General features: G+C 61.1%; 24 protein-coding genes. 9 read left to right on the top strand and 15 right to left on the bottom strand.

The annotated features are described in order from the left end of the window. Positions 1-2: 2 nt before the first annotated feature. The 8 genes from BB029_RS16130 to gcl form a co-directional block, all read right to left on the bottom strand. Positions 3-1,007, bottom strand: coding sequence for a sulfate ABC transporter substrate-binding protein (locus BB029_RS16130; RefSeq protein WP_065939943.1), 1,005 nt, complete (start codon positions 1,005-1,007; stop codon positions 3-5). 96 nt (positions 1,008-1,103) lie between these two features. Further along, a complete protein-coding gene (locus tag BB029_RS16125) occupies positions 1,104-1,928 on the bottom strand; it encodes an ion transporter (protein ID WP_027607039.1) in 825 nt (274 codons plus the stop codon). Between the two features lie 31 nt (positions 1,929-1,959). Beyond that, positions 1,960-2,835 (bottom strand): urea transporter, encoded by an 876-nt coding sequence (locus BB029_RS16120; protein WP_065939942.1) that lies wholly within the window; start codon positions 2,833-2,835, stop codon positions 1,960-1,962. A 67-nt stretch (positions 2,836-2,902) separates the two neighbouring features. Continuing rightward, positions 2,903-4,318, bottom strand: a complete 1,416-nt coding sequence (gene pyk, locus BB029_RS16115; protein ID WP_065939941.1) for a pyruvate kinase — start codon at positions 4,316-4,318, stop codon at positions 2,903-2,905. Beyond that, positions 4,308-5,588, bottom strand: coding sequence for a glycerate kinase (locus BB029_RS16110; protein ID WP_065939940.1), 1,281 nt, complete (start codon positions 5,586-5,588; stop codon positions 4,308-4,310). Before BB029_RS16110 ends, pyk begins: the two co-directional genes overlap by 11 nt. Before the next feature lie 52 nt (positions 5,589-5,640). Beyond that, positions 5,641-6,531 (bottom strand): 2-hydroxy-3-oxopropionate reductase, encoded by an 891-nt coding sequence (locus BB029_RS16105; protein ID WP_065939939.1) that lies wholly within the window; start codon positions 6,529-6,531, stop codon positions 5,641-5,643. 200 nt (positions 6,532-6,731) lie between these two features. Next, the gene (hyi, locus tag BB029_RS16100; protein ID WP_065939938.1) at positions 6,732-7,514 is read right to left on the bottom strand and encodes a hydroxypyruvate isomerase; all 783 of its coding nucleotides are present in this window, start codon (positions 7,512-7,514) and stop codon (positions 6,732-6,734) included. Between the two features lie 10 nt (positions 7,515-7,524). Beyond that, complete coding sequence (gene gcl, locus BB029_RS16095) at positions 7,525-9,300, bottom strand: glyoxylate carboligase (RefSeq protein WP_065939937.1); 1,776 nt, start codon at positions 9,298-9,300, stop codon at positions 7,525-7,527. A gap of 256 nt (positions 9,301-9,556) precedes the next feature. Between gcl and BB029_RS16090 the strand changes: the two genes are divergently transcribed. Further along, positions 9,557-9,997: a heme-binding protein gene (locus BB029_RS16090; RefSeq protein WP_065939936.1), complete on the top strand. Its 441-nt coding sequence runs from the start codon at positions 9,557-9,559 to the stop codon at positions 9,995-9,997. A 119-nt stretch (positions 9,998-10,116) separates the two neighbouring features. Here the strand turns inward: BB029_RS16090 and BB029_RS16085 are convergent, their stop codons facing one another. Continuing rightward, a complete protein-coding gene (locus BB029_RS16085) occupies positions 10,117-10,722 on the bottom strand; it encodes a TetR/AcrR family transcriptional regulator (RefSeq protein ID WP_065939935.1) in 606 nt (201 codons plus the stop codon). A gap of 135 nt (positions 10,723-10,857) precedes the next feature. Between BB029_RS16085 and BB029_RS16080 the strand changes: the two genes are divergently transcribed. Further along, positions 10,858-11,772 (top strand): DUF808 domain-containing protein, encoded by a 915-nt coding sequence (locus BB029_RS16080; protein WP_065939934.1) that lies wholly within the window; start codon positions 10,858-10,860, stop codon positions 11,770-11,772. 72 nt (positions 11,773-11,844) lie between these two features. Here BB029_RS16080 and BB029_RS16075 read toward each other — a convergent pair whose 3' ends face one another. The 4 genes from BB029_RS16075 to BB029_RS16060 form a co-directional block, all read right to left on the bottom strand. Beyond that, on the bottom strand, positions 11,845-12,348 hold the full coding sequence (locus tag BB029_RS16075) for a hypothetical protein (RefSeq protein WP_065939933.1): 504 nt from the start codon (positions 12,346-12,348) through the stop codon (positions 11,845-11,847). 211 nt (positions 12,349-12,559) lie between these two features. Next, positions 12,560-13,039 carry a hypothetical protein gene (locus BB029_RS32910; RefSeq protein ID WP_141696556.1) on the bottom strand — a complete coding sequence of 160 codons (480 nt, stop codon included), beginning with the start codon at positions 13,037-13,039 and terminating at the stop codon, positions 12,560-12,562. Positions 13,040-13,231: 192 nt separating this feature from the next. Further along, positions 13,232-14,020 carry a VacJ family lipoprotein gene (locus tag BB029_RS16065; protein ID WP_027607049.1) on the bottom strand — a complete coding sequence of 263 codons (789 nt, stop codon included), beginning with the start codon at positions 14,018-14,020 and terminating at the stop codon, positions 13,232-13,234. After that, entirely contained in the window at positions 14,013-15,311 is a 1,299-nt protein-coding gene (locus tag BB029_RS16060) for a serine/threonine protein kinase (RefSeq protein ID WP_065939932.1), read from the bottom strand. The genes BB029_RS16065 and BB029_RS16060 overlap by 8 nt, the downstream gene beginning before the upstream one ends. A gap of 236 nt (positions 15,312-15,547) precedes the next feature. On the opposite strand from BB029_RS16060, the gene BB029_RS16055 reads away from it, so the two are divergent. Continuing rightward, positions 15,548-15,916, top strand: a complete 369-nt coding sequence (locus BB029_RS16055) for a hypothetical protein (RefSeq protein ID WP_065924484.1) — start codon at positions 15,548-15,550, stop codon at positions 15,914-15,916. Between the two features lie 35 nt (positions 15,917-15,951). On the opposite strand, the gene BB029_RS16050 is transcribed toward BB029_RS16055, so the two are convergent. After that, a complete protein-coding gene (locus tag BB029_RS16050; RefSeq protein ID WP_065939931.1) occupies positions 15,952-17,505 on the bottom strand; it encodes a glycosyl hydrolase family 17 protein in 1,554 nt (517 codons plus the stop codon). A gap of 332 nt (positions 17,506-17,837) precedes the next feature. Here BB029_RS16050 and BB029_RS16045 point away from each other — a divergent pair, with 332 nt between their 5' ends. The 3 genes from BB029_RS16045 (at position 17,838) to BB029_RS16035 (ending at position 20,918) form a co-directional block, all read left to right on the top strand. Then, positions 17,838-18,689 carry a glycine betaine ABC transporter substrate-binding protein gene (locus BB029_RS16045; RefSeq protein ID WP_027607053.1) on the top strand — a complete coding sequence of 284 codons (852 nt, stop codon included), beginning with the start codon at positions 17,838-17,840 and terminating at the stop codon, positions 18,687-18,689. A 262-nt stretch (positions 18,690-18,951) separates the two neighbouring features. Then, positions 18,952-19,263, top strand: a complete 312-nt coding sequence (locus BB029_RS16040) for a DUF485 domain-containing protein (RefSeq protein WP_027607054.1) — start codon at positions 18,952-18,954, stop codon at positions 19,261-19,263. Beyond that, entirely contained in the window at positions 19,260-20,918 is a 1,659-nt protein-coding gene (locus tag BB029_RS16035) for a cation acetate symporter (protein ID WP_065939930.1), read from the top strand. Before BB029_RS16040 ends, BB029_RS16035 begins: the two co-directional genes overlap by 4 nt. A gap of 163 nt (positions 20,919-21,081) precedes the next feature. Here the strand turns inward: BB029_RS16035 and gltA are convergent, their stop codons facing one another. Beyond that, positions 21,082-22,371 carry a citrate synthase gene (gene gltA / locus BB029_RS16030; RefSeq protein WP_027607056.1) on the bottom strand — a complete coding sequence of 430 codons (1,290 nt, stop codon included), beginning with the start codon at positions 22,369-22,371 and terminating at the stop codon, positions 21,082-21,084. A gap of 365 nt (positions 22,372-22,736) precedes the next feature. Between gltA and sdhC the strand changes: the two genes are divergently transcribed. The 3 genes from sdhC to sdhA are packed head-to-tail and all read left to right on the top strand — an operon-like array spanning position 22,737 to position 25,249. Next, positions 22,737-23,111, top strand: a complete 375-nt coding sequence (gene sdhC / locus BB029_RS16025) for a succinate dehydrogenase, cytochrome b556 subunit (RefSeq protein WP_003172804.1) — start codon at positions 22,737-22,739, stop codon at positions 23,109-23,111. Then, positions 23,105-23,473, top strand: coding sequence for a succinate dehydrogenase, hydrophobic membrane anchor protein (sdhD, locus tag BB029_RS16020; RefSeq protein ID WP_003172805.1), 369 nt, complete (start codon positions 23,105-23,107; stop codon positions 23,471-23,473). The genes sdhC and sdhD overlap by 7 nt, the downstream gene beginning before the upstream one ends. A gap of 3 nt (positions 23,474-23,476) precedes the next feature. After that, the gene (gene sdhA, locus BB029_RS16015; protein ID WP_053255229.1) at positions 23,477-25,249 is read left to right on the top strand and encodes a succinate dehydrogenase flavoprotein subunit; all 1,773 of its coding nucleotides are present in this window, start codon (positions 23,477-23,479) and stop codon (positions 25,247-25,249) included. Positions 25,250-25,251 lie beyond the last annotated feature (2 nt).

The following is a 25,251-nucleotide window of genomic DNA, read 5'->3' as shown; positions in this document are numbered from 1 at the left end:
AGTTAATGACCGGAGTAGATCTGGTCGAAAACCCCACCATCATTGAAGTGGGTTTTCTGCACGGTGCGCCAGTCACCAAAGGTCTTCTCCACCGACAGGAAGTCGACTTTCGGGAAGCGGTCGGTGTACTTGGCCAGCACCTTCGGATCACGCGGGCGCAGGTAGTTGTTGGCAGCGATTTCCTGGCCTTGCGGCGACCACAGGTACTTCAGGTAGTCTTCAGCTGCCTCGCGGGTGCCTTTCTTCTCGACCACTTTATCCACCACCGACACCGGCGGCTCGGCTTCGGCGGAGACGCTTGGGTAGATCACTTCGAACTGATCGCGACCGAATTCACGCGCGATCATTTCGGCTTCGTTCTCGAAGGTCACCAGCACGTCGCCGATCTGGTTGGTCATGAACGTGGTGGTGGCGGCGCGGCCACCGGTGTCCAGCACGGGCGCCTGTTTGAAAAGCTTGCCGACAAAGGCCTTGGCCTTGTCTTCGTCGCCGCCGTTCTTGAGTACATAACCCCAGGCCGACAGGTAGGTGTAGCGGCCGTTACCGGAGGTTTTCGGGTTGGGCACGATCACCTGCACGCCATCCTTGAGCAGGTCCGGCCAGTCTTTCAGGGCTTTGGGGTTGCCCTTGCGCACGATGAACACGGTGGCCGAGGTAAACGGCGCGCTGTTGTTCGGCAGGCGGGTGACCCAGTTGTCCGGCACCAGTTTGCCGTTGTCGACCAGGGCGTTGATGTCGGTGGCCATGTTCATGGTGATCACGTCAGCCGGCAGGCCGTCGATCACCGAGCGCGCTTGTTTGCTGGAACCGCCGAAGGACATCTGCAGGGTCAGCTTGTCGTTCGGGTGCTCGGCTTCCCAGTGCTTCTGGAAGGCGGCGTTGTAGTCCTTGTAGAAATCGCGCATCACGTCGTAGGAGACGTTGAGCAGAGTGACCGGGGCAGCCTGGACGGCGCCCGCGAGGGCAAGGCCGGCGGCCAGGAGAGAGGCGCTTACGAGTTTTTTCACTGCTCATTCCTTGTTGTTCGGGAGAAGAGGGGAGGCACATTGCCAGCGACTATAGCCGGGGGCACTTAGTCGCTTAAAGATTAAAAAGAACTTTGCTTATTCCACTTTCTTAAAAAGAGCGCTGCCACAGCGCGAACAGAACGCCGCGTTGGGCTCGTGGCTGTTTTTCCTGCACACCGGGCAGTCGTGTTGCAGTTGCTCACCGCGCATGGCACTGGCCAGTTCGGCCGTAAAAATACCCGTGGGCACGGCGATGATCGAGTAACCGGTGATCATCACCAGCGACGAAATCACCTGGCCCAACGGCGTCTTGGGCACGATATCGCCAAAGCCCACGGTGGTCAGCGTCACGATCGCCCAATAGATGCCCTTGGGGATACTGGTGAAGCCGTGCTCCGGGCCTTCGATCACATACATCAAGGTGCCGAACACCGTCACCAGGGTGCACACGCTCACCAGGAACACCACGATCTTCTGCTTGCTGCCGCGCAGCGCCGCCATCAGGTAGTTGGCCTGCTTGAGGTACGGGCTGAGCTTGAGCACGCGGAAAATCCGCAGCATCCGGATGATGCGGATGATCAGCAGGTACTGCGCGTCGCTGTAGTACAGCGCAAGGATGCCGGGCACGATGGCGAGCAGATCCACCAGCCCGTAAAAGCTGAAGGCGTAGCGCAACGGCTTGGGCGAACAGTACAGGCGCAACCCGTACTCGATCAGGAAGATCAGGGTGAAGCCCCATTCAATGTAGGCCAGCACGTCGGCGTAGTTCTGGTGGACCTGGTCGATGCTGTCGAGCATCACGATCACCAGGCTGGCGAGGATGATCAACAGCAGGATGCCATCAAAGCGCCGCCCGGCGACGGTGTCGCTCTGAAAAACCATGATGTAGAGCCGCTGACGCCAGTCGTTGTTGCTGTCCATAAAGCCCGCCTGAATCGAATATCGAGCAAGCCTAGGGGGATTCGAAGGGGCTGTCCATGCGCGGTTTCCTGAGTATTCGGGCGCCGGCGAGTACCAGCCAGCAGGCGAGGATAAACGGCGCGGTGAGTGCGGGCAGGTGCAGGGCAGCAAAGCCCGGAGTGAGAAGGATCGCCAGCAGGATGCCGAGCAGGGGCAGCCAGGGTTGGCGCCGTGCCTGGCTCAGCGCCAGGGCCGCGAGAGCCGGGTTGTAGCTGTGCAGGCCGAGGAGGACGGCGCTGCTGTCGTCCAGCAGCAATCCGATCAGTACGCCGCTGCTGGCGCCGATCACGGCCCAGACCGCGGCACGCCGGTTCGCCAGCCACAGGCCGAGGGCAATCAGCGCGCCCGCCAGCGGCTGGTCCAGCAGCATGATCTGCGCGAGGCCGGTGAACGGCGCGCCGAGCACCGCCAGGGTATCGGGCTCGCCCAGGGCCAAGGCACTGTGTGGGACGCTGCCCAGCAGCAGCCAGCCCAGGCCGACAAAGGGCGCGGTGTAGGCGGGCAAGTCGTGCGGCCGGCTGGCGTGTTTCAGCCAGTGCCGCGTGAGGATCGCGCTCAAGCCGCCGCACGCGAGGATCAGCGGTGGCAACAAGGCCGACCAGGTGAAATGCTGGCTGATCAACAGGCCCAGCAATACGCCGTTGTAGCTATACAGCCCGGCCTGGCGCTCGGCCTTGGGATAGTCGCGCCGCTGGGCCGTGAGCAACCCGGCGACCCCACCCAGCAGCGCACCGCCGAGCAAGGCCGGAGCGCCGATCAGGATCGCCAACAGGCACAGCAGGCCGCACAGCGGATGGCGTTGCAGGAAGATCTGGCTGAAACCGTTGAGCAGGGCTTCGGCCCAGTCGGGGCAGGTTGGGGTGTGCATGATGGGTATTCAGTGGGACCGAGTTGGGCCCATCGGGGGCTTGCCCCCAATGGGGCCTCTGCAGGCGCTAGATCAGCGTCTCTATGCGCAAGGAGTTGGTCGACCCCGGTTGCCCGAACGGCACCCCGGCGGTAATCACCAAGGTATCCCCGCGCTGCGCCATGCCCTGGGCCTGGGCAATCTCCAGCGCGGTGGAACACACTTCATCCACCTGCCTCAGTCGATCATTGACCACCGAATGCACGCCCCACGCCACGCTCAAGCGGCGCGCCGTGGACAGGTTCGGTGTGAGGTTGAGGATCGGCGCCACCGGCCGTTCCCGCGCTGCGCGCAAGCTGGAACTGCCCGACTCGCTGTAGTTCACCAGCACCGCCACCGGCAGGATGCTGCTGATGCGCCGGATCGCGCAGCTGATGGCGTCCGACACCGTGGCATCGGCCTTGGGCCGGCTGACGTCGAGTTGGGTCTGGTAGTCCGGGCCGTTTTCCACCTGGCGGATGATCTTGCTCATCATCTGCACGGCTTCCAGCGGGTACTCGCCCGACGCGGTTTCCGCCGACAGCATCACCGCATCCGCGCCTTCGGCCACTGCATTGGCGACATCCGTCACTTCCGCGCGGGTCGGCGCCGGCGAGAAGCGCATGGACTCCAGCATCTGCGTCGCCACTACCACCGGTTTGCCCAACTGGCGGCAGGTGCGGATGATGTCTTTCTGGATTTGCGGCACGCTCTCGGCCGGCACTTCCACGCCCAGGTCGCCCCGGGCCACCATGATCGCGTCGCTCAGCTCGGCGATCTCCCGCAGGCGTTGTACGGCCGAAGGCTTCTCGATCTTGGCCATCAGGAAGGCCTTGTCGCCGATCAGCTCGCGGGCCTCGCGGATGTCTTCCGGGCGCTGCACAAACGACAGCGCCACCCAGTCCACGCCCAGCTCCAGGCCGAAGCTCAGGTCGCGACGGTCCTTGACGGTGAGCGGGCTGAGTTCCAGCAAGGCTTGTGGGACGTTGACGCCTTTACGGTCGGACAACTCGCCGCCATTCAGTACGGTGGTGTCGATGGCAGCGGCGTGCCGGGTGATCACGCGCAGGCGCAGCTTGCCGTCGTCGAGCAACAGGTCCATGCCCGGTTCCAGGGCGGCGATGATTTCCGGGTGGGGCAGGTTGACCCGGCGCTGGTCACCCGGCGTCGGGTCCAGGTCCAGGCGCAGGGCCTGGCCACGCACCAGTTGCACCTTGCCTTCGGCAAACGTCCCGACGCGCAGCTTCGGTCCCTGCAGGTCCATGAGGATGCCCAGCGGGTAGTTGAGCTGGCGCTCCACCTGGCGAATCCAGTGGTAGCGCCGGGCGTGATCGGCATGCTCACCGTGGCTGAAGTTGAGGCGGAAGATATTCACCCCGGCTTGCACCAGCTCGCGGATGTCGTCGATACCGTCGGTGGCCGGGCCCAGGGTGGCGAGGATCTTGACCTTCTTGTCAGGCGTCATGGTGGGCAGTCTCAAGGATCAGGATGGCGCGCACGTCATTGACATTGGTGCGGGTCGGCTCGGTAACGATCAAGCCGTCGAGGGCGGCGAAGTAGCCATACCCGTTGTTGTTGTCCAGCTCGTCGCTGGCCGACAGGCCCAGGGCTTCGGCGCGCGCATAGCTGCACGGGGTCATGATTGCGCCGGCGTTGTCTTCCGAGCCGTCGATGCCGTCGGTGTCGCCGGCCAGGGCGTACACGCCGGGCAGGCCTTTGAGGCTGTCGGTCAGGCTCAACAGGAATTCGGCATTGCGTCCGCCACGGCCGTTGCCGCGCACGGTGACCGTAGTTTCCCCACCGGAGAGGATCACGCACGGCGCCGCCAACGGCTGGCCGTGCTGCACGATTTGCCGCGCGATGCCGGCGTGCACTTTGGCCACCTCCCGCGCTTCGCCTTCCAGGTCGCCGAGGATCAGCGCGCTGAAACCGGCCTGGCGCGCTTTCACCGCCACCGCTTCCAGGGATTGTTGCGGGCGCGCGATCAGTTGGAAGTGGCTGCGGGCGAGCACCGGGTCGCCGGGCTTGACGGTTTCCGAGGCCGGATTCTGCAACCAGCTGCGCACGGCGGCCGGTGCGTCGATGCCATAGCGCTTGAGGATCGCCAGGGCCTGTTGCGAAGTGCTGGGGTCGCCGACCGTGGGGCCGGAGGCGATGACCGTGGCCTGGTCGCCCGGCACATCGGAAATCGCATAGGTGTAGACCGTCGCCGGCCAGGCCGCCTTGGCCAGCCGCCCGCCCTTGACCGCCGAGAGGTGCTTGCGTACGCAATTCATCTCGCCAATGGTGGCGCCGGATTTGAGCAGGGCTTTGTTGATGGCCTGCTTGTCGGCCAGGCTGATGCCTTCGGCAGGCAGTGCCAGGAGTGCCGAGCCGCCGCCGGAGAGTAGGAAGATCACCCGGTCGTCTTCGCCCAGGTTGCTGATCAATTCCAGCACGCGCTTGGCCACCGCCAGGCCGGCGGCATCGGGCACCGGGTGGGCGGCTTCGACCACTTCGATTTTCTGGCAAGGGGCGCCGTGGCCGTAGCGGGTGACCACCAGGCCTGAGACGTCGCCTTGCCAGCAATTCTCGACGACCAGCGCCATGGCGGCCGCCGCCTTGCCGGCGCCGATCACGATCACGCGGCCGCTGCGGTCGGCGGGCAGGCAGGGTTCGAGGACGTGCCGGGGGTGGGCGGCATCGATGGCTGTGGCAAACAGCTCGCGAAGCAGGTGTTGCGGATCGACCGACATAAGCGGGCTCCCGGGTATTTTTGTTATTAGAGGTACAGCCCTTTCAAAGGGGTTACTTATCGCGAATCGAAAAGTTCGCCATATGCTCCAACCCCTTGATCAGCGCCGAGTGGTCCCAGTTACCGCCGCCAAGCGCCGCGCAGGTGCTGAACACCTGCTGGGTGCCGGCGGTGTTCGGCAGGTTGATCCCCAGTTCCTTGGCACCGGCCAGGGCCAGGCTCAGGTCCTTCTGGTGCAGGTTAATGCGAAAGCCCGGATCGAAGGTGCCCTTGATCATGCGTTCGCCATGCACTTCGAGGATCTTCGACGAGGCAAAGCCGCCCATCAGCGCTTCACGCACCTTGGCCGGGTCGGCGCCGTTCTTGGCGGCGAACAGCAGCGCTTCGGCCACTGCCTGGATATTCAGCGCGACGATGATCTGGTTAGCCACTTTGGCGGTCTGGCCGTCGCTATTGCCGCCCACCAGGGTGATGTTTTTGCCCATGCTCTGGAACAGCGGCAGGGCACGTTCGAAGGTCTGCGGCTCGCCACCGACCATGATGCTCAAGGTACCGGCCTTGGCGCCGACTTCACCGCCGGACACCGGGGCGTCGAGGTACTGCGCGCCGTGCTCGTTGATCTTTGCCGCAAACGCCTTGGTGGCTGTGGGAGAGATCGAACTCATGTCGATCACCACCTTGTTCGGCGACAGGCCCGCCGCCACACCGTCGGCGCGGAACAGTACGTCGTCGACCTGCGGGGTGTCGGGGACCATGACGATAATGAACTCGGCTTCCTGGGCCACTTGCTGCGGGGTGGCCAGGGCCACTGCGCCGGCGCTGATCAGCTCGGCCGGCGCCTTGCCGTGGTGTTCGGAAAGAAACAGTTGATGACCGGCTTTCTGCAGGTTTGCGGCCATGGGTTGGCCCATGATGCCGGTGCCGATAAATCCGATTTTAGCCATGATGAAATCCTCTTTTTATGCTTTGTGGGCGCTGGGCTTGCGGTGGTGAGCGGGCTTGTTGTGGTGAGGGGCTTGTTGTGGTGAGCGGGCTTGTCCCGCGCTGGCTGCGTAGCAGCCCCATGGGGTCTGTGGTGAACCCGTCGGGGGACAAGCCCCCTCACTACAGCAACCCCCTCCCACAAGGTTTTGTATGGTGTCGGTTAGATGGCGTTGTGGGTTTTAAGCCAGCCCAAACCCGCTTCGGTGGTGGTCAGCGGCTTGTATTCACAGCCGACCCAGCCCGCGTATCCGATGCGGTCCAGATGTTCGAACAGAAAGCGGTAGTTGATCTCCCCGGTTCCCGGCTCATTGCGCCCAGGGTTGTCCGCCAGCTGGATGTGATTGATCTCCTCCAGGTGCGCCGCCATGGTCCGGGCCAGGTCGCCTTCCATGATTTGCATGTGGTAGATGTCGTACTGCAGGAACAGGTTGTCACTGCCCACCTGTTCGCGAATCGACAGGGCCTGTGCAGTGTTGTTGAGGTAGAAACCCGGAATGTCGCGGGTGTTGATCGCTTCCATCACCAGCTTGATGCCCGCCGCCTGCAGCTTGTCGGCGGCGTACTTGAGGTTGGCGACAAAGGTCCTTTCCACGGTTTCATCATCCACACCCTTGGGCCGAATCCCCGCCAGGCAGTTGATCTGGGTATTGCCCAGCACCTGGGCGTAGGCGATGGCCAGGGTGACCCCGGCGCGAAACTCCTCGACCCGGTCCGGGTGGCACGCCAGGCCGCGTTCGCCCTTGGCCCAGTCACCGGCCGGCAGGTTGAACAGCACCTGGGTCAGGCCATGGGTATCGAGTTGGGCCTTGATTTCAGCCGAGCTGAATTCATAGGGGAACAGGTACTCGACACCCTGGAAACCGGCATCGGCTGCGGCCTTGAAGCGAGCGAGAAAGTCTTGCTCGGTAAACAGCATGGACAGGTTGGCGGCAAAGCGCGGCATAGGGTTCTCCTTAATCGAGCAGGGAAATGGCGGTCGGCGCATCGTTGCCGACCAGGGCCAGGTCTTCGAATTCGTTGACGGCGTTGATCTCGGTGCCCATGGAAATATTGGTCACGCGCTCCAGAATGATCTCGACGATCACCGGCACCTTGAACTCTTCGATCATTTCTTCGGCGCGGCGCAATGCCGGCTGGATTTGCCCTGGCTCGAACACGCGCAGGGCCTTGCAGCCCAGGCCTTCAGCGACGGCAACGTGGTCGACGCCGTAGCCGTTCAGCTCTGGTGCGTTGAGGTTGTCGAAAGACAACTGCACGCAGTAGTCCATTTCAAACCCGCGCTGGGCCTGGCGGATCAGCCCCAGGTAGGAGTTGTTCACCACAACGTGGATGTATGGCAGCTTGAATTGCGCGCCCACGGCCAGCTCTTCGATCATGAACTGGAAGTCATAGTCGCCGGACAGCGCCACCACCTTGCGGCTAGGGTCGGCCTTGACCACGCCCAGCGCCGCCGGAATGGTCCAGCCCAACGGGCCGGCCTGGCCGCAGTTGATCCAGTGGCGGGGCTTGTACACATGCAGGAACTGCGCGCCGGCAATCTGCGACAGGCCGATGGTGCTGACGTAGCAGGTGTCTTTGCCGAACACCTGGTTCATCTCTTCGTACACCCGTTGCGGCTTGACCGGCATGTTGTCGAAGTGGGTCTTGCGCTGCAGGGTCGCCTTGCGCTGCTGGCAGTCATGCAGCCAGGCGCTGCGGTCCTTGAGCTTGCCGGCGGCTTTCCACTCACGGGCCACTTCAATGAACATCGTCAGCGCGGAGCCGGCGTCGGACACGATGCCCAGGTCCGGGGTGAATACGCGGCCAATCTGCGTCGGTTCGATGTCGACGTGAATGAATTTACGGCCTTCGGTGTAGACCTCGACCGAACCGGTGTGGCGGTTGGCCCAACGGTTGCCGATACCCAGCACCACGTCTGACTTGAGCAGCGTCGCGTTGCCGTAGCGGTGGGAGGTTTGCAGGCCGACCATACCGACCATCTGTGGGTGATCGTCGGGAATGGTGCCCCAGCCCATCAGCGTCGGGATCACCGGGATGCCGGTCAGCTCGGCGAACTCCACCAGCAGCTCGCTGGCGTCGGCGTTGATCACGCCGCCGCCGCTCACCAGCAACGGGCGTTCCGCCTGATCCAGCAGGGCCAGGGCTTTTTCGACCTGGATGCGGGTGGCCAAGGGCTTGGCCAGTGGCAGCGGCTGGTAGGCGTCGATGTCGAATTCGATCTCGGCCATCTGCACGTCGAACGGCAGGTCGATCAGCACCGGGCCAGGGCGGCCGGAGCGCATTTCATAGAAGGCTTTCTGGAATGCGTACGGCACTTGGCCCGGCTCGAGGACGGTGGTCGCCCACTTGGTCACCGGCTTGACGATGCTGGTGATGTCCACGGCCTGGAAATCTTCCTTGTGCAGGCGGGCCCGTGGTGCCTGGCCGGTGATGCACAGGATCGGGATCGAGTCGGCCGAGGCGCTGTAGAGGCCGGTGACCATGTCGGTGCCCGCCGGGCCCGAGGTGCCGATGCACACGCCGATATTGCCGGCCTTGGTGCGGGTGTAACCCTCGGCCATGTGCGAGGCGCCTTCAACGTGGCGAGCAAGGACGTGATCGATGCCACCCACCTTCTGCAAGGCTGAGTACAGCGGGTTGATCGCAGCGCCTGGGATACCGAAGGCGGTGTCCACGCCTTCACGGCGCATGACGAGGACGGCGGCTTCGATTGCTCTCATTTTGCTCATGATTTTGGTGCCTCTTGCGTTTTGTAATTGTATACAAGTGGTGTCTGTCCAAAGTGTATTCACGGCGGGCGGCGCAGGTCAATCCATTTTATTGGTTGGCCTTTGCGTTCGTCGGAACCGCTTTTTTCGACGTATGGAGACTTTGTTTGAAAATATTGTATACAAAAATAAATGTCATTGTGTTCTATTTGTTTGATCGGGCATCTGATCAAACAGACCTCCACCGCTTTCCCAATAACAAAAGAAGGACGGCACCATGAGCGCTTTAACCTTGAAGATTGCCACCCAACTGGCCGGCCAGGCCCTCAGCGCAGGGCGCACGATCTCAGCCGCACCGCTGACCGTTGCGGTGCTCGACAGCGGTGGCCACTTGATCACCGTGCAGCGCGAAGACGGCGCCAGCCTGTTGCGCCCGCACATCGCCATCGGCAAGGCCTGGGGCGCGATTGCGCTGGGCAAGGGCTCGCGCTTGCTGGCGCTGGACGCACAGCAACGGCCGGCGTTTATCGCAGCGTTGAACAGCCTGGGGCAGGGTAGCGTGGTGCCGGCGCCGGGTGGGGTGTTGATTCGGGATCAGGCGGGGGCGGTACTGGGGGCGATCGGGATCAGCGGGGATACGTCGGATATTGATGAGCAGTGTGCGATCACGGCGATCGAGGGGCTGGGGTTGAGGGCGGATGCGGGGGTGTCAGCTTGAGTCGTGTGTGACTGTAAGGGCCTCATCGGGAGCAAGCCCCCTCCCACAGTCTTGAGCGTATTCACAGGTCAATAGGTGGGAGGGGGCTTGCCCCCGATTGGCACAGGCACCTCGGTGCATCAGTCCGGCGCACAGCCTTTGAGCACCAACCGAATAATCGTCTGCGCCGCCGCTTCATAATCGGCCTCATCCAGCTTGGCCTTGCCGGTCACCGCGGAAATCTGCCAGTCGAAATCCGCATAGGTCTGCGTCGCCGCCCAGATGCTGAACATCAGGTGATGAGGGTCGATAGCCGCGATCAACCCGCGATCCACCCAGCTCTGGATGCAGTCGATATTGTGCTTGGCCTGGGCATTGAGTTGTTGGACCTGCTCGGCACTCAGATGCGGTGCGCCATGCATGATTTCGCTGGCGAACACCTTGGAGGCGAAGGGCAGGTCGCGGGAGATGCGGATTTTCGAGCGGATGTAGTTGCTCAGCACCGCTGAAGGCTCTCCCTCGGGGTTGAACGGCGTGGACGCCGCCAGGATCGGCTCGATAATGCTTTCGAGCACCTCGCGGTAGAGGTTGTCCTTGGACTTGAAGTAGTAATACACGTTGGGCTTGGGCAGCCCGGCCTTGGCGGCGATGTCGCTGGTTTTGGTCGCGGCGAAGCCCTTGTCGGCAAACTCCTCGCTTGCCGCCCGCAGGATCTTTTCTTTGTTGCGCTCGCGAATGGTGCTCATAAACCAGGGTTTTCCTTGCCAGTGCAGGCGGTCGGGCATGTTAGCACCGGCTATCCGCGAGCCTCAACAATGTGTCCGCAACGCCTTGCGCCGCGCTATGCTCGCGTCATCTTTTCTCTTACGGAAGTGCGTTTCATGGCAGGAAGCAGTTTGCTGGTGTTGATCGACGACATCGCCACCGTCCTCGACGATGTCGCCCTGATGACCAAGATGGCCGCCAAGAAAACCGCCGGCGTGCTGGGCGATGACCTGGCGCTCAACGCCCAGCAGGTTTCCGGCGTGCGTGCCGAGCGGGAAATCCCGGTGGTATGGGCCGTTGCCAAGGGGTCCTTCATCAACAAGTTGATCCTGGTGCCCACCGCGTTGTTGATCAGCGCCTTCGCTCCTTGGGCCGTGACACCGTTGTTGATGCTCGGCGGCGCTTATCTGTGTTTCGAAGGCTTCGAGAAGCTCGCGCATAAATTCCTGCACAGCAAGGCTGAAGTCCAGGCCGAACATACGCAGCTGGTTGACGCGGTGGCCAACCCGGCTACTGATCTGGTGGCTTTTGAAAAGGACAAGATCAAAGGCGCGATCCGGACTGACTTCATCCTCTCTGCGGAAATCATCGCCATCACCCTCGGCACCGTGGCCGATGCGCCGTTGATGCAGCAAGTGGTTGTCCTGTCGGGCATCGCCATCGTCATGACCATCGGCGTCTACGGGCTTGTGGCTGGCATCGTCAAGCTGGATGACCTGGGCCTGTGGCTTACCCAGAAGCCTGGCCGGATGGCTCGCAGTATCGGTGGCGGCATCCTGCGCACGGCACCGTACATGATGAAGAGCCTGTCGGTGATCGGCACGGCGGCGATGTTCATGGTCGGCGGTGGCATCCTTACCCATGGTGTGCCGGTGGTGCATCATTGGGTGGAAACGGTGAGCCAGAGTGTCGGTGGGGTGGCGTGGCTGATGCCGACCCTGTTGAACGCGGGTGTGGGGATTGTCGCCGGGGCGGCGGTATTGGTGGTGGTGTCGGGGGTCGGTCGGTTGTGGCGTACGGCGAGGGCCTGACATTTCAGTCAGGCCACCGACGTGTATCAGCGCAGCGGGCGTCGTCACGCCCGCTGCCTGCAACCTTGCCGATTACTGGGCGAAGGCCTTGTAGCCATTCTGCTCGAAGTTGTAAAGCGTGTTTGCTTCTGAACCTTTCACGTAGTCATAGCTACTGTCAGAGGAGGCGCTTGCAGTCATTGGTCGGGTGTAAAGCGTCCCTTCTATCTGGTTGTTATTGGGTGTCGACTCGGTGCCGCCCTTGGCATCGGCGTATTGGAATACGCGCTCGGCATTTGCGGCCCGGTCGGCCCGAGTATCGTTCGATGCATTCATGTCGTCCCAATCGCCTGTCTGAGACTTGATCCCCGTCAGTTTGTCATCCTTGAGCGCTTCGCGCGCGCTCGCAAAAAGCGGGTTGTTGGTAATGGCGTCGACGCTGCGATGATCGCCAGGTGCCCTGCCCGTATTGCCGGTAGGCGCACTGATAGAGGCTTGCCCCTGCTGGCCTGTCGACGACTGGGAGCCTGCCGGGCCGTTTGCCTGGGCGTATCCGGTATTGTATTGATTGGAGCCGCTGGAGTTACTTACATCCATCAAGGTTTTCCGTTTTTCAATGATTAGGCGTCTGATTGGGAACCCGTGGGTTCGCGCCTTAAGTGGTTTTCCCGAATGAAACGGTTCCCGTAGACCTAGGAAATCTAGTGGTCTGCATGTGGGGGAAATTACCGGTTTACGCCGAGCTCGTGAGTATCGGTGTCTGCGGGCGCGAGGCGTACCCTTCAGAGGCACGCCCGCCGCGTTTGCTTCAGGAGGGGTATTGCAAGGCGCTGTAACCTTTTTCGCTGAAAGCCTTGAGCAACTGCGCTTCGGAACCGGCGGACACACTGCCGAACTGGCCAAAGCCCTGCATGCCGTGATCGCCTTGTTGCGATGAACCCTGCCGCTTGAGGCCTTCGCGACCATCGATGTGGTTCACCACTTCCGACAGGTTATAGGCCGCATCCGCACGGGATTCAGGATTGTCGTTGGCAGGGCCCCAATCGCCGGTCTGCTGTTTGAGCTTGTTAAGAAAGTCGTTGGAGAACGGGCCGTCCTGCTTGAGCACGTCTTTGAGCGCCGGATTGTCGCTGAAGATTTTTTCTGCGCCGCGGTGATCGCCGGCAGGCCTGCCATAAGCACCTGTGGGAGCACCCGTGCCAGCGTTCTTCGATGCCTGCGGTTCGGCTGCTGGAATGCTATTCGCAGAAGGGGTGGAGGAAGGGCTGGAGGAAATAGATTGCGTCATATTGAAATATCCACTCAAAGTTCAAGGTGGGTATCCGCCTCATCCGCCTGATGTTTGTCAGGCATGTCTGTGGGGGGGGGCCTGGACACTGTGTGGCGTGGCTGTGCGGCTGGTTCTCGTCATGCTGCTGTTACCCGCCACTGCGCGCAAAAAAAGGCCATTCATTCGAATGGCCTTTTTGGTCGGCGCTATTTACTCGGCAATCTGCAACTTGCGCGATTCTGTATAGATATACCGCACCTTTTCATACTCGAACGGCGAGTTCATCTGACCGTAGCGGAAGCTGGTCTGGTAGCGCTTGTCCACCGCACGCAGGGCCCAGATTTCTGGGTGGTTGGAGCTGACTTCGGAGACATTGAGGAAGTTGATCTGGGACTCGGCGGTGTAGTCCACCAGCAGGCCGCCGGTGTCGCGCAGGTTCGACGGGCCGAAGATCGGCAGCACCAGATACGCACCGCCGGGCACGCCGTAGAAGCCCAGGGTCTGGCCGAAGTCTTCGCTCTGGCGCGGCAGGCCCATGGCGGTCGCCGGGTCCCACAGGCCGGCGATGCCGACGGTGGTGTTGAGCAGCAGGCGCCCGGTGGTCTCCAGAGAGCGGTGGCCTTTGAGCTGCAGCAAGCTGTTCAACAGGTTGGGCACGTCGCCCAGGTTGTTGAAGAAGTTGCTCACGCCGGTGCGCAGGAAGCTTGGTGTGACGTAGCGGTAACCGTCGACCACCGGCAGGAACACCCATTGGTCGAAGCGGTAGTTGAAGTGGTACACGCGGCGGTTCCACGATTCGAGCGGGTCATACACGTTGAGGGCGTTGACCGACGAGCGTTCGAATTCGCGCTGGTCCAGGCCCGGGTTGAACTTGAGTTTGCTCAGCGGCTCCTTGAAACCGTCGGAGTCCATCACCACAGGCGCGTGAGCTTTGCTGTTGTCGGCATTGGCAACGCCTGCGCACATCAGGGCGGCAAGCAGCAGAAGATATTTAGCCACGGAAGAACTCCAGCATGGCGTCGGCGTTGACGCGGTAATTGAGGTTGCCGCAATGGCCGCCCAGGGGATAGACGGTCAAGCGATCGCCGAAGGTCTTGCGCAGGAAGCCGAGGTCGCCCGGGCCGAGGATCACGTCGTCGGCGTTGTGCATGACGGCGATTTTCGGGCTGGCATGCAGGTAGTCCTTGAGGGCGTACAGGCTGACCTGGTCAACCAGTTGCAACAGGCTGCCGCCGTCGGAGCGGGCGCGCCACATCGGGATCACCTGTTCGGTGAGGTAGCAGTCGAAGTCGCATTGCAGCGCACGCTTGAGGAACGGCGTGAGGCTGGTGCCTTCGCTGATCGGGTACTTCGGCGGGATGATCAGGCCACGGCGGTTGATCAGGTCCGAGGTAAAGGCGATGTCGGCCGCCGAGAAGCGGAACGAGGTGCCGATCAGCATGGCCATCTGTTCGTTGGTCAGGTGCTGCTTGGATTGCTGGAAGTCGTAGAGCAGGGCGTCGTTGAGGTCGATGTAGCCCTTTTGCTGGAAGTAACGGGTCAGCTTGTTCAACACCAGTTCATAGAAGGTGGTGGTGTTGTTGATGCCCTTGACCTCGGTCTGTACCAGCTTGTCGAGGTTGGTGATCGAGGTGTAGAGGTTGACCGGCGGGTTGAGCAGCAGCACTTTCTTGAAGTTGAAGCTGCGGCGGGTCTCGTCGAGCTTGCTGACAAACGCCGCATCCAGCGCACCGAGGCTGTAGCCGGTAAGGTAGAAGTCGGTCACCGGCAGTGAAGCATTCTGTGCGCGCACGGCCTGCATCACGCGGTACATGTCCTCGGCATCTTCCTGGCTGATACCGGGGGTGGCGAAGCGCGATGCCGAGGCGATGAAGTCGAAGCTGGTGGGCGACGACAGTTGCACCACGTGGTAGCCGGCCTGGTAATACAGCTTTTTCAGGTATTCGTTGATGCTGCTGTCAAACCGCGCACCGGTGCCCGCGATCAGGAAGATCAGCGGCGCGGCGCGGTCCTGCTTGGCGATGCGGTAAGTGAGCTTCTTCACTGCCCAGAAATTGTCCGGCAGGCTGAACTCGCGCTCGGGGCGCATGTTCAGGGTGTAGTCGGACTGGTTGATCTGGTCGTCGGTCGGCAATGTCGGCCGAAGGTCGGGCGGGGTGGTGGCGATGGTCGCTTCGAATGGGTTGGTCAAAGGGTAGCCATAGCTGGCTTGGTCGATATCGACGGCCAGTGCTGACGCACTCAAAAAAAGGCTGCCCAGTAAGGCAGCACAGCGCAAGGAACGGAGCATGACTTAATCCCTAAGAGGAAACGTGCTTAATGAAGTTCGCAGGCTATGACCACCGCGTTGCCACCGAAGTGCCAGCTCTCGGCACGAAAAGTCGGAAAATAACGTCGGATTCGGGGTAATAGTAGCGAGACGATACACTTTGCCATGCATTAGTGAACACTAATTGTGTGTATGCACCTTGCTAACGGCCGCTGGCGCATTAAGCTGAGCGCCGTTTTTGCCTATCGGAGTGCTCCATGTCCCGCCGCTTGCCGTTGATTTTGCTGCTTATTGCCCTGCCGTTATGGCTGGCTGCCAGTTATGGCGCGCGTTACGGCTTTATGGAAGATGGCCAGTGGGTCGGCATCTGTGCCGACGAGGCCAGCCGCTGGGAATGCCAGGTGCGTTCGAACCTGGGCTTGATGATTCACTTCAAGGTGCTGGGCTGGGCCGCGCTGGTGACCTCGGTGCTGGCGTTTTTCGTGCCGGGCCGTGCGGGATGGGGCTTGGCGGTACTGGGGCTGGTGTTCGGGCTGCCGGCCCTGGCGTTGTACAACACCTCGTTTGCGGTGTTTGCGGTGGTGATTGCGGGGTTGCGGTTGGTCAGGCAGTCGCGGCGCGCCTGATAAGGCCAATCGGGGGCTTGCCCCCGATGGCGCTCTTACGCCTTGCGCACCCGCAAGCACCGCCACAAAGCCACAACCATCAACCCACTGACCACCGCCCAACCCCACGCCTGCTGGTTCAGCAAGCCTTCACGGTACAGCTGTGGCGCAATGCCGGCCCCGATGATAAAGGTCAGCAAGGCAATCTCCCGGCGTGGCCCGGCCACCGGACGAACCAGGTACACCAACGCCGGCAGCAGCAGCGCCGCACTCGGGAAGCTGCGGTAGCGTGGGTCAAACACCAGTGCCAGCATCATCACGGCGCCCGCGAATCCGGCGATTGCCACCAGCCAGCCGGCGCGTTGTTCCAGCCAGTTGAACAGGCGTTCGCGCCAGCCTTCACGGGCACTCAGGGCCAGTGCGGCGTGGGCCAGTACCAGCAGGTTCAACGCCACGAGTAAACCGGCCCATGCCCATTCATCGTTGAAGCGCGCAGTCACGCGGGTCAGTTCGGCCCAGGTGCCGATGGCGCAGGCAGCCACTGCACCCAGCAGGGGCAGGGCGATCGCGGCGCGCGTGCTGCGGACGCGACCACCGAGCACCAGCGTGCCCAGCAGGATAATCCCGCCGACCCCCAGCCACAGCGGCCAGTGCGGCACATTGGTCACCGGCCCGGCGAGGATGCCCTTGTCCTGGCGGTCGGCATCGAACAGGCCCCAGTAGCCGCCCACGGCACCTTCACTGGCGCGCTTCCACGGTTGGTCAAACGCTTCGATCAGGTTGTAGTGCCAGCCATTGGCTTCGGCCATGGCCACGAAACCGCGCATGAACTTGGCCTCATTGACCCGGCTCGGCACCGCAGTTTCGCGTTGGCGGCCTTCGCTGGGCCAGCCCGTCTCGCCGATCAATATGTCCTTGGGCGCGAATTTGTTGCCAAAGGTCTGGCGTACATCGCCCACATGCTTGAGGGCCTGGTCGATACCGGAGGGGTCATCTTCCCAGTAGGGCAGCAAGTGGATAGTCAGGAAGTCCACCGCCGGCGCGATTTCCGGGTGCTGCAGCCAGAACTCCCAGACGTCGGCGTAGGTGACCGGCTGCTTGATCTGGCTTTTGACCTTATGGATCAGCGCCACCAGCTGTTTGGCGGTGACTTCCTTGCGCAGCAGCGCTTCGTTGCCGACGATCACCGAGGTGACCACATCGGGGTTGGCGTTAGCCGAGGCGATCAGTTGGTCGACTTCTTTTTCGGTCGCGACCGGGTCGCTGCTGACCAAGGCGCCCGCCATCACCTTTAACCCATGCTTGCGCGCCAGGTCCGGCAAGGCTTCCAGGCCGGTCATGGAGTAGGTGCGGATGCACTCGAAGCGGGTGGCCAGCAGGGCCAGGTCGGCGTCCATGCGCGCGGGGCGCAGTGTGAACGGTTGGTCGAAGGGCGATTGGTCTTTGTCGAACGGTGTGTACGACGCGCATTGCAGCTTGTGACTGGCACTGGCCACATCTGGCAGCACCACCGGGCGGCCGAGGCCATACCAGTAGCCGACAAGGGCCAGCAGGCCGAGGATCAAAGCGAAGCAATAGGGCAGGGCAGGGAAGCGGGCAGTGGCGGGCATGGTCGGCTTATCTGGGGGAGCAAAGGCGCGCATCTTACCCGGATTTGCGCTATCCCAGTGGGGCTGCATAATTTTGACATGCAAAGTTCGGGCGGGATCGTGGGGTTAAGTCCTACAAAAAGTCCTACTGGCGATGTGATGTCGTTTCTTGCTTGCATGAGGTCGCTGACAGAGCAGGTCGAAGGCTGCGGCAGGTTGATGATCGACGTGTCAGCACTCCACTGATGTCGCAGCAGCCGGATCGATGCGCGTGAAGGGGGCGCGGCGCACCACATAACAACAGGTTGACGTCGCTCGACATCCGTCGGGCGCAGCACTTTCGGGGAAGTACGATGAAGATGCGACGACTCTTGGGCGCAGCTGCCACTCTGGTAGTTGCGATGAGCTCCACACTGGCCAGCGCCGACAGCAAAACCCTGAGCATCGGTTATGTAGATGGCTGGTCCGACAGCGTTGCCACCACACATGTGGCGGCAGAGGTGATCAGGGAAAAGCTCGGTTATGACGTCAAACTGCAAGCGGTCGCCACCGGGATCATGTGGCAGGGCGTGGCCACCGGCAAGCTCGATGCCATGCTCTCCGCCTGGCTGCCCGTGACCCACGGCGAGTATTGGACCAAGAACAAGGACAAGGTGGTCGACTACGGCCCCAACTTCAAGGACGCGAAGATCGGCTTGATCGTGCCGGAGTACGTCAAGGCCAAGTCCATCGAAGACCTCAAGACCGACACCACCTTCAAGAACAAGATCGTCGGCATCGACGCCGGTTCAGGCGTGATGCTCAAGACCGACGAAGCCATCAAGCAGTACGGCCTCGACTACAAACTGCAAGCCAGTTCGGGTGCGGCGATGATCGCCGAGCTGACCCGTGCCGAAGACAAGCAGGAATCCATTGCGGTCACCGGCTGGGTGCCACACTGGATGTTCGCCAAGTGGAAACTGCGTTTCCTGGACGATCCAAAAGGGATTTATGGTGCTGCTGAAACCGTCAACAGCATCGGCAGCAAGGGCCTGGAGAAGAAAGCGCCGGAAGTCGCGGCCTTCCTGAAGAAATTCCAGTGGGCCTCCAAGGATGAGATCGGCGAAGTCATGCTCGCTATCCAGGAAGGCGCCAAGCCTGATGCAGCCGCCAAGGACTGGGTTGCCAAGCACCCTGAGCGCGTAGCCGAGTGGACCGGTAAATAACCCCCCAATGCTTTGATACACCCCCTGTGGGAGGGGGCTTGCCCCCGATTGCGGTGTGTCAGTCGTCAATGATCTGACTGGCTCACCGCAATCGGGAGCAAGCCCCCTCCCACATTATTTTCGTCACCCGCAAATGTTTCTGCGCCCTCTCAATCCCTCGCTACACTCCGTCTAATACTAAGGTCGTCTGGAACCTGTTCCGTAGCCGCATACAGTGGATACGTTCCAATAATAAAAAAGCTGTGCTGCGAGGATAAAAACAATGAACGACAGCATTTACCTCTCGATTCAAAACAGCCCGCGTTTCAAGGAGCTGGTAAGAAAAAGGGAAAGGTTCGCCTGGATTCTCTCGGCGATCATGCTAGGGCTGTACTCCGGATTCATCCTGTTGATCGCCTACGGGCCACAAGTACTGGGGGCTAAACTCAGCCCCGGCTCATCCATCACCTGGGGCATCCCCATCGGGGTCGGGCTGATTGTGTCGGCCTTTGTCCTCACCGGCATCTATGTGCGACGCGCCAACGGCGAATTCGACGACCTGAACAATGCGATTCTCAAGGAGGCTGCGCAATGATCCGTCGTCTATTGGCAGTATTCGGCGCTTCGGTCTTCGCTCCTGCGGTGTGGGCGGCGGATGCATTGACCGGTGAAGTGCACAAACAACCGCTGAATATCGCAGCGATCCTGATGTTCGTGGCCTTTGTCGGCGCGACGTTGTGCATCACCTACTGGGCGTCCAAGCGCAACAAGTCGGCGGCCGACTACTATGCGGCCGGCGGCAAGATCACCGGTTTCCAGAACGGCCTGGCGATTGCCGGCGACTACATGTCGGCCGCGTCCTTCCTGGGAATTTCCGCACTGGTGTTCACCTCCGGCTACGACGGCCTGATCTACTCGATCGGCTTCCTGGTGGGCTGGCCGATCATTCTGTTCCTGATCGCCGAGCGCCTGCGTAACCTGGGCAAGTACACCTTTGCCGACGTGGCGTCCTATCGTCTCGGGCAAACCCAGATCCGCAGCCTGTCGGCCTGTGGTTCCCTGGTCGTGGTGGCGTTCTACCTGATCGCGCAAATGGTGGGGGCGGGCAAGCTGATCCAGCTGCTGTTCGGCCTCGACTACCATGTGGCGGTGATCCTGGTCGGGATCCTGATGTGCCTGTATGTGCTGTTCGGCGGCATGCTGGCGACCACCTGGGTGCAGATCATCAAGGCGGTACTCTTGCTGTCGGGTGCCTCATTCATGGCGCTGATGGTGATGAAGCACGTCAACTTCGACTTCAACACGCTGTTCTCCGAGGCGATCAAGGTTCACCCTAAAGGTGAAGCGATCATGAGCCCCGGCGGCCTGGTGAAAGACCCGATCTCCGCGTTCTCCCTGGGCCTGGCGCTGATGTTCGGTACCGCCGGCCTGCCGCACATCCTGATGCGCTTCTTCACTGTAAGTGACGCCAAGGAAGCGCGTAAGAGCGTGCTGTATGCCACGGGCTTCATCGGCTACTTCTATATCCTGACCTTTATCATCGGCTTCGGCGCGATCCTGCTGGTCAGCACCAACCCGGCGTTCAAGGATGCAGCAGGCGCCTTGCTGGGCGGTAACAACATGGCGGCGGTGCACCTGGCTAACGCGGTGGGTGGCAGTATCTTCCTGGGCTTCATCTCGGCGGTGGCCTTCGCCACCATCCTGGCCGTGGTTGCCGGTTTGACCCTGGCCGGTGCTTCGGCGGTGTCCCATGACCTGTACGCCAGCGTGATCAAGAAAGGCAAGGCCAACGAGAAGGATGAGATTCGCGTATCGAAGATCACCACCATCGCCCTGGCAGTGCTGGCGATTGGCCTGGGCATCCTGTTCGAAAGCCAGAACATCGCGTTCATGGTCGGCCTGGCGTTCTCGATTGCCGCCAGCTGTAACTTCCCGGTGTTGCTGCTTTCCATGTACTGGAAAAACCTCACCACCCGTGGCGCGATGATTGGCGGCTGGTTGGGCCTGGTCAGTGCGGTGGGCCTGATGGTGCTGGGTCCGACCATCTGGGTCTCGATCCTGCATCACGAGAAGGCGATCTTCCCGTACGAATACCCGGCGCTGTTCTCGATGATCATTGCGTTCATCGGTATCTGGTTCTTCTCCATCACCGACAAGTCGGCGGCGGCAGAGAAAGAGCGTGCGCTGTACTTCCCGCAGTTTGTGCGTTCGCAGACTGGGCTGGGGGCGAGTGGGGCGGTTAACCACTAAGGTTATAACTGGATAAGGAAGTGCCCCGGTCGAAAGGCCGGGGCATTTTTTTGTCTGGTGTTTATGGGGGGGCTGCTACTGACCCCGATGGCGGTAGATCACGCGCCACAAATAAAAACGGCCTCCACTGAGGGAGGCCGTTTTCGGTTCTGCTGAAAGGTGCTTACTTGCGATCTTCCAGCTTGGTAATGTCACGCGACTCGTAGCCGGTGTACAGCTGGCGTGGACGGCCAATCTTGTACGGGCTGGAGAGCATTTCTTTCCAGTGGGAGATCCAGCCCACGGTCCGCGCCAGGGCGAAGATCACGGTGAACATGCTGGTTGGAATGCCGATCGCCTTGAGGATGATCCCCGAGTAGAAGTCGACGTTCGGGTACAGGGAGCGTTCGATGAAGTACGGGTCGGTCAGGGCGATCTCTTCCAGGCGCATGGCCAGTTCGAGTTGCGGATCGTTGTTGATGCCCAGTTCCTTCAGTACTTCGTCGCAGGTCTGCTTCATGACGGTGGCGCGTGGGTCGCGGTTCTTGTAGACCCGGTGACCGAAGCCCATCAACTTGAACGGATCGTTCTTGTCCTTGGCCTTGGCGATGAACGTGTCGATGTTGGACACATCGCCGATTTCATCGAGCATGGTCAATACGGCTTCGTTCGCACCGCCGTGGGCAGGGCCCCACAGTGCGGCGATACCGGCGGCAATACAGGCGAACGGGTTGGCACCCGAAGAACCTGCCAGGCGCACGGTAGAGGTGGAGGCGTTTTGCTCGTGGTCGGCGTGGAGGATGAAGATCCGGTCCATTGCCTTGGCCAGCACCGGGCTGATCGGTTTGATCTCGCACGGGGTGTTGAACATCATGTGCAGGAAGTTTTCCGCGTACGTCAGGTCGTTGCGCGGGTACATCATGGGTTGGCCCATGGAGTACTTGTAAACCATTGCGGCCAGGGTCGGCATCTTGGCAACCAGGCGGATCGCGGAAATTTCGCGATGCTGCGGGTTATTGATGTCGAGGGAGTCATGATAGAAGGCCGACAGGGCGCCGACCACGCCGCACATGACGGCCATCGGGTGGGCGTCGCGACGGAAGCCGTTGAAGAAGGTCTTCAACTGCTCGTGAACCATGGTGTGGTTCTTCACGGTGCTGACAAACTGGGCTTTTTGCTCGGCTGTTGGCAATTCGCCATTTAGCAGCAGGTAGCAGGTTTCCAGATAGTCCGATTTTTCCGCCAGTTGCTCGATCGGGTAGCCCCGGTGCAGCAGGATGCCATTGTCGCCGTCGATATAGGTGATCTTCGACTCGCAAGAGGCGGTCGACATGAAGCCTGGGTCGAAAGTGAAACGGCCCGTGGCCGTCAGGCCCCGTACGTCGATAACATCGGGACCAACGGTGCCGGTTAAAATGGGCAGCTCGACGGGGGCTGCGCCCTCGATGATCAACTGCGCTTTTTTGTCAGCCATGTGGCCTCCTATTTATGCTTCAAATCATCAGACAGACCCCCCACGCAGGGCCCGCACCACTATAGTGAGATAAATTCAGATGTCAATTTGCCTAAAGTCTTGCCCCAGAAGGCTTTAACCGGACTTTTTCCTCGAAATTGCCCGCCATTTACGCCTTTTATCCCGCCAGCGCAATCCGCTATTAGGGTGAGGTGCGCGCGTTGTCATTAGTAACCTAACTGTCTATACTCGGCCACCGACCGCCAAGGGCTTTTGGGCTTGCTTTCATTGGGGGTCGCACTCCCTGGGTGGTGCTTACCTGACCAGTCGCACTCCCCAACAACTTTGCCCTGATTGTTAGGGGCTCTTCAGTGTGAAAAAAAGCCGTGAATAGCCAACGACCTGTAAACCTAGACCTAAGGACCATCAAACTCCCCATCACCGGCGTTACGTCGTTCCTGCACCGTGTTTCCGGCATCATCCTGTTCCTGGGCTTGGGCATCATGCTTTATGCATTGAGCAAATCCCTGGGTTCCGAGGAAGGATACGCCGAGGTGAAGGCATGCTTGACCAGCCCGCTGGCCAAGTTCGTAGCATGGGGCCTCCTGTCCGCTCTGCTGTATCACCTGGTAGCCGGTGTGCGCCACTTGATCATGGACATGGGCATCGGTGAGACGCTGGAAGGCGGCCGCCTGGGCTCGAAAATCATCATCGCCATTTCCGTGGTGCTGATCGTTCTGGCAGGAGTTTGGATATGGTAACCAGCGTTACGAACCTATCGCGTTCGGGCCTCTATGACTGGATGGCGCAGCGTGTGTCTGCGGTCGTTCTCGCGGCTTATTTCATTTTCCTGATCGGATACCTCGTCGCAAACCCGGGCATTGGCTACGAGCAATGGCACGGGCTGTTTTCCCACAATGCGATGCGAATCTTCAGCCTGCTGGCCCTTGTAGCCCTGGGCGCTCACGCCTGGGTCGGCATGTGGACCATCGCGACCGACTACCTGACGCCGATGGCGCTGGGCAAGTCCGCGACCGCAGTCCGTTTCCTCTTCCAGGCAGTATGCGGCGTCGCGATGTTCGCTTACTTCGTCTGGGGTGTGCAGATTCTTTGGGGTATCTGATTCATGGCTAACATTCCAACTATTTCCTTCGACGCCATCATTATTGGTGGCGGCGGTGCTGGCATGCGCGCAGCGCTGCAGCTGGCCCAGGGCGGTCACAAGACTGCCGTGATCACCAAGGTATTCCCGACGCGCTCCCACACCGTATCGGCCCAGGGTGGCATCACCTGTGCCATCGCGTCCGCCGACCCGAACGATGACTGGCGCTGGCACATGTACGATACCGTCAAGGGTTCCGACTACATCGGTGACCAGGACGCTATCGAATACATGTGTCAAGAAGGCCCGGCCGCGGTGTTCGAGCTGGACCACATGGGTCTGCCGTTCTCCCGTACCGAGCAAGGTCGTATCTACCAGCGTCCATTCGGCGGCCAGTCGAAGGACTACGGTAAAGGCGGCCAGGCTGCCCGTACCTGCGCCGCATCCGACCGTACCGGTCACGCGCTGCTGCACACGCTTTATCAGGGCAACCTGAAAGCCGGCACCACGTTCCTGAACGAATACTACGCAGTGGATCTGGTGAAGAACGCCGACGGTGCATTCGTTGGCGTGATCGCCATCTGCATCGAAACCGGTGAAACCACCTACATCCGCGCCAAGGCTACCGTTCTGGCGACCGGCGGTGCAGGCCGTATCTATGCTTCCACCACCAATGCCCTGATCAACACCGGTGACGGCGTCGGCATGGCACTGCGTGCCGGCGTGCCGGTGCAGGACATCGAAATGTGGCAGTTCCACCCGACCGGCATCGCCGGCGCCGGTGTACTGGTCACCGAAGGTTGCCGTGGTGAAGGTGGTTACCTGATCAACAAGCATGGCGAGCGTTTCATGGAGCGGTATGCTCCGAACGCGAAAGACCTGGCGGGTCGTGACGTCGTTGCCCGTTCGATGGTCAAGGAAATCATCGCCGGTAACGGCTGTGGCCCGAATGGCGACCACGTACTGCTGAAGCTCGATCACCTGGGTGAAGAAGTGCTGCACAGCCGCCTGCCGGGTATCTGTGAGCTGTCCAAGACCTTTGCCCACGTGGACCCGGTGGTTGCTCCGGTTCCGGTGGTTCCAACCTGCCACTACATGATGGGCGGTGTTCCGACCAACATTCATGGCCAGGCGATCACCCAGAACGCCGAAGGCGTGGACGAGATCATCCACGGTCTGTTCGCGGTAGGCGAAGTGGCTTGCGTATCGGTACACGGTGCCAACCGCCTGGGCGGCAACTCGCTGCTCGACCTGGTGGTATTCGGCCGCGCGGCTGGCCTGCACCTGGAAAAAGCCCTGACCGACGGCATCGAATACGATGACGCCACCGACGCCAACATCGAGGCCGCCCTGGCGCGCCTGAACGCTCTGAACGAGCGCACTGATGGCGAAGACGTGGCAACCCTGCGTCGCGAGCTGCAAAACTGCATGCAGAACTACTTCGGTGTATTCCGTACCGGCGAATACATGCAGAAGGGGATTGCCCAGCTGGCCGATCTGCGCAAGCGCATCGCCAACGTCAAGATCAACGATAAGAGCCAGGCGTTCAACACCGCTCGTATCGAAGCCCTTGAACTGCAAAACCTGCTGGAAGTGGCTGAAGCGACTGCGATCGCCGCCGAGGTTCGTAAGGAATCCCGTGGTGCCCACGCTCGTGAAGACTTTGAAGATCGCGATGACGAAAACTGGTTGTGCCACACCCTGTACTTCCCGGGTGACAAGCGCGTAACCAAGCGTGCCGTGAACTTCTCGCCGAAGACGGTTCCGACGTTTGAACCGAAGATTCGGACTTACTAAGG

This window comes from Pseudomonas sp. S3E12 (assembly GCF_001702295.1).
GTDB lineage: Bacteria > Pseudomonadota > Gammaproteobacteria > Pseudomonadales > Pseudomonadaceae > Aquipseudomonas > Aquipseudomonas marginalis.
Note: the sequence above shows the minus strand (reverse complement) of the source record. Positions and strands in the feature narration are given on the sequence as shown.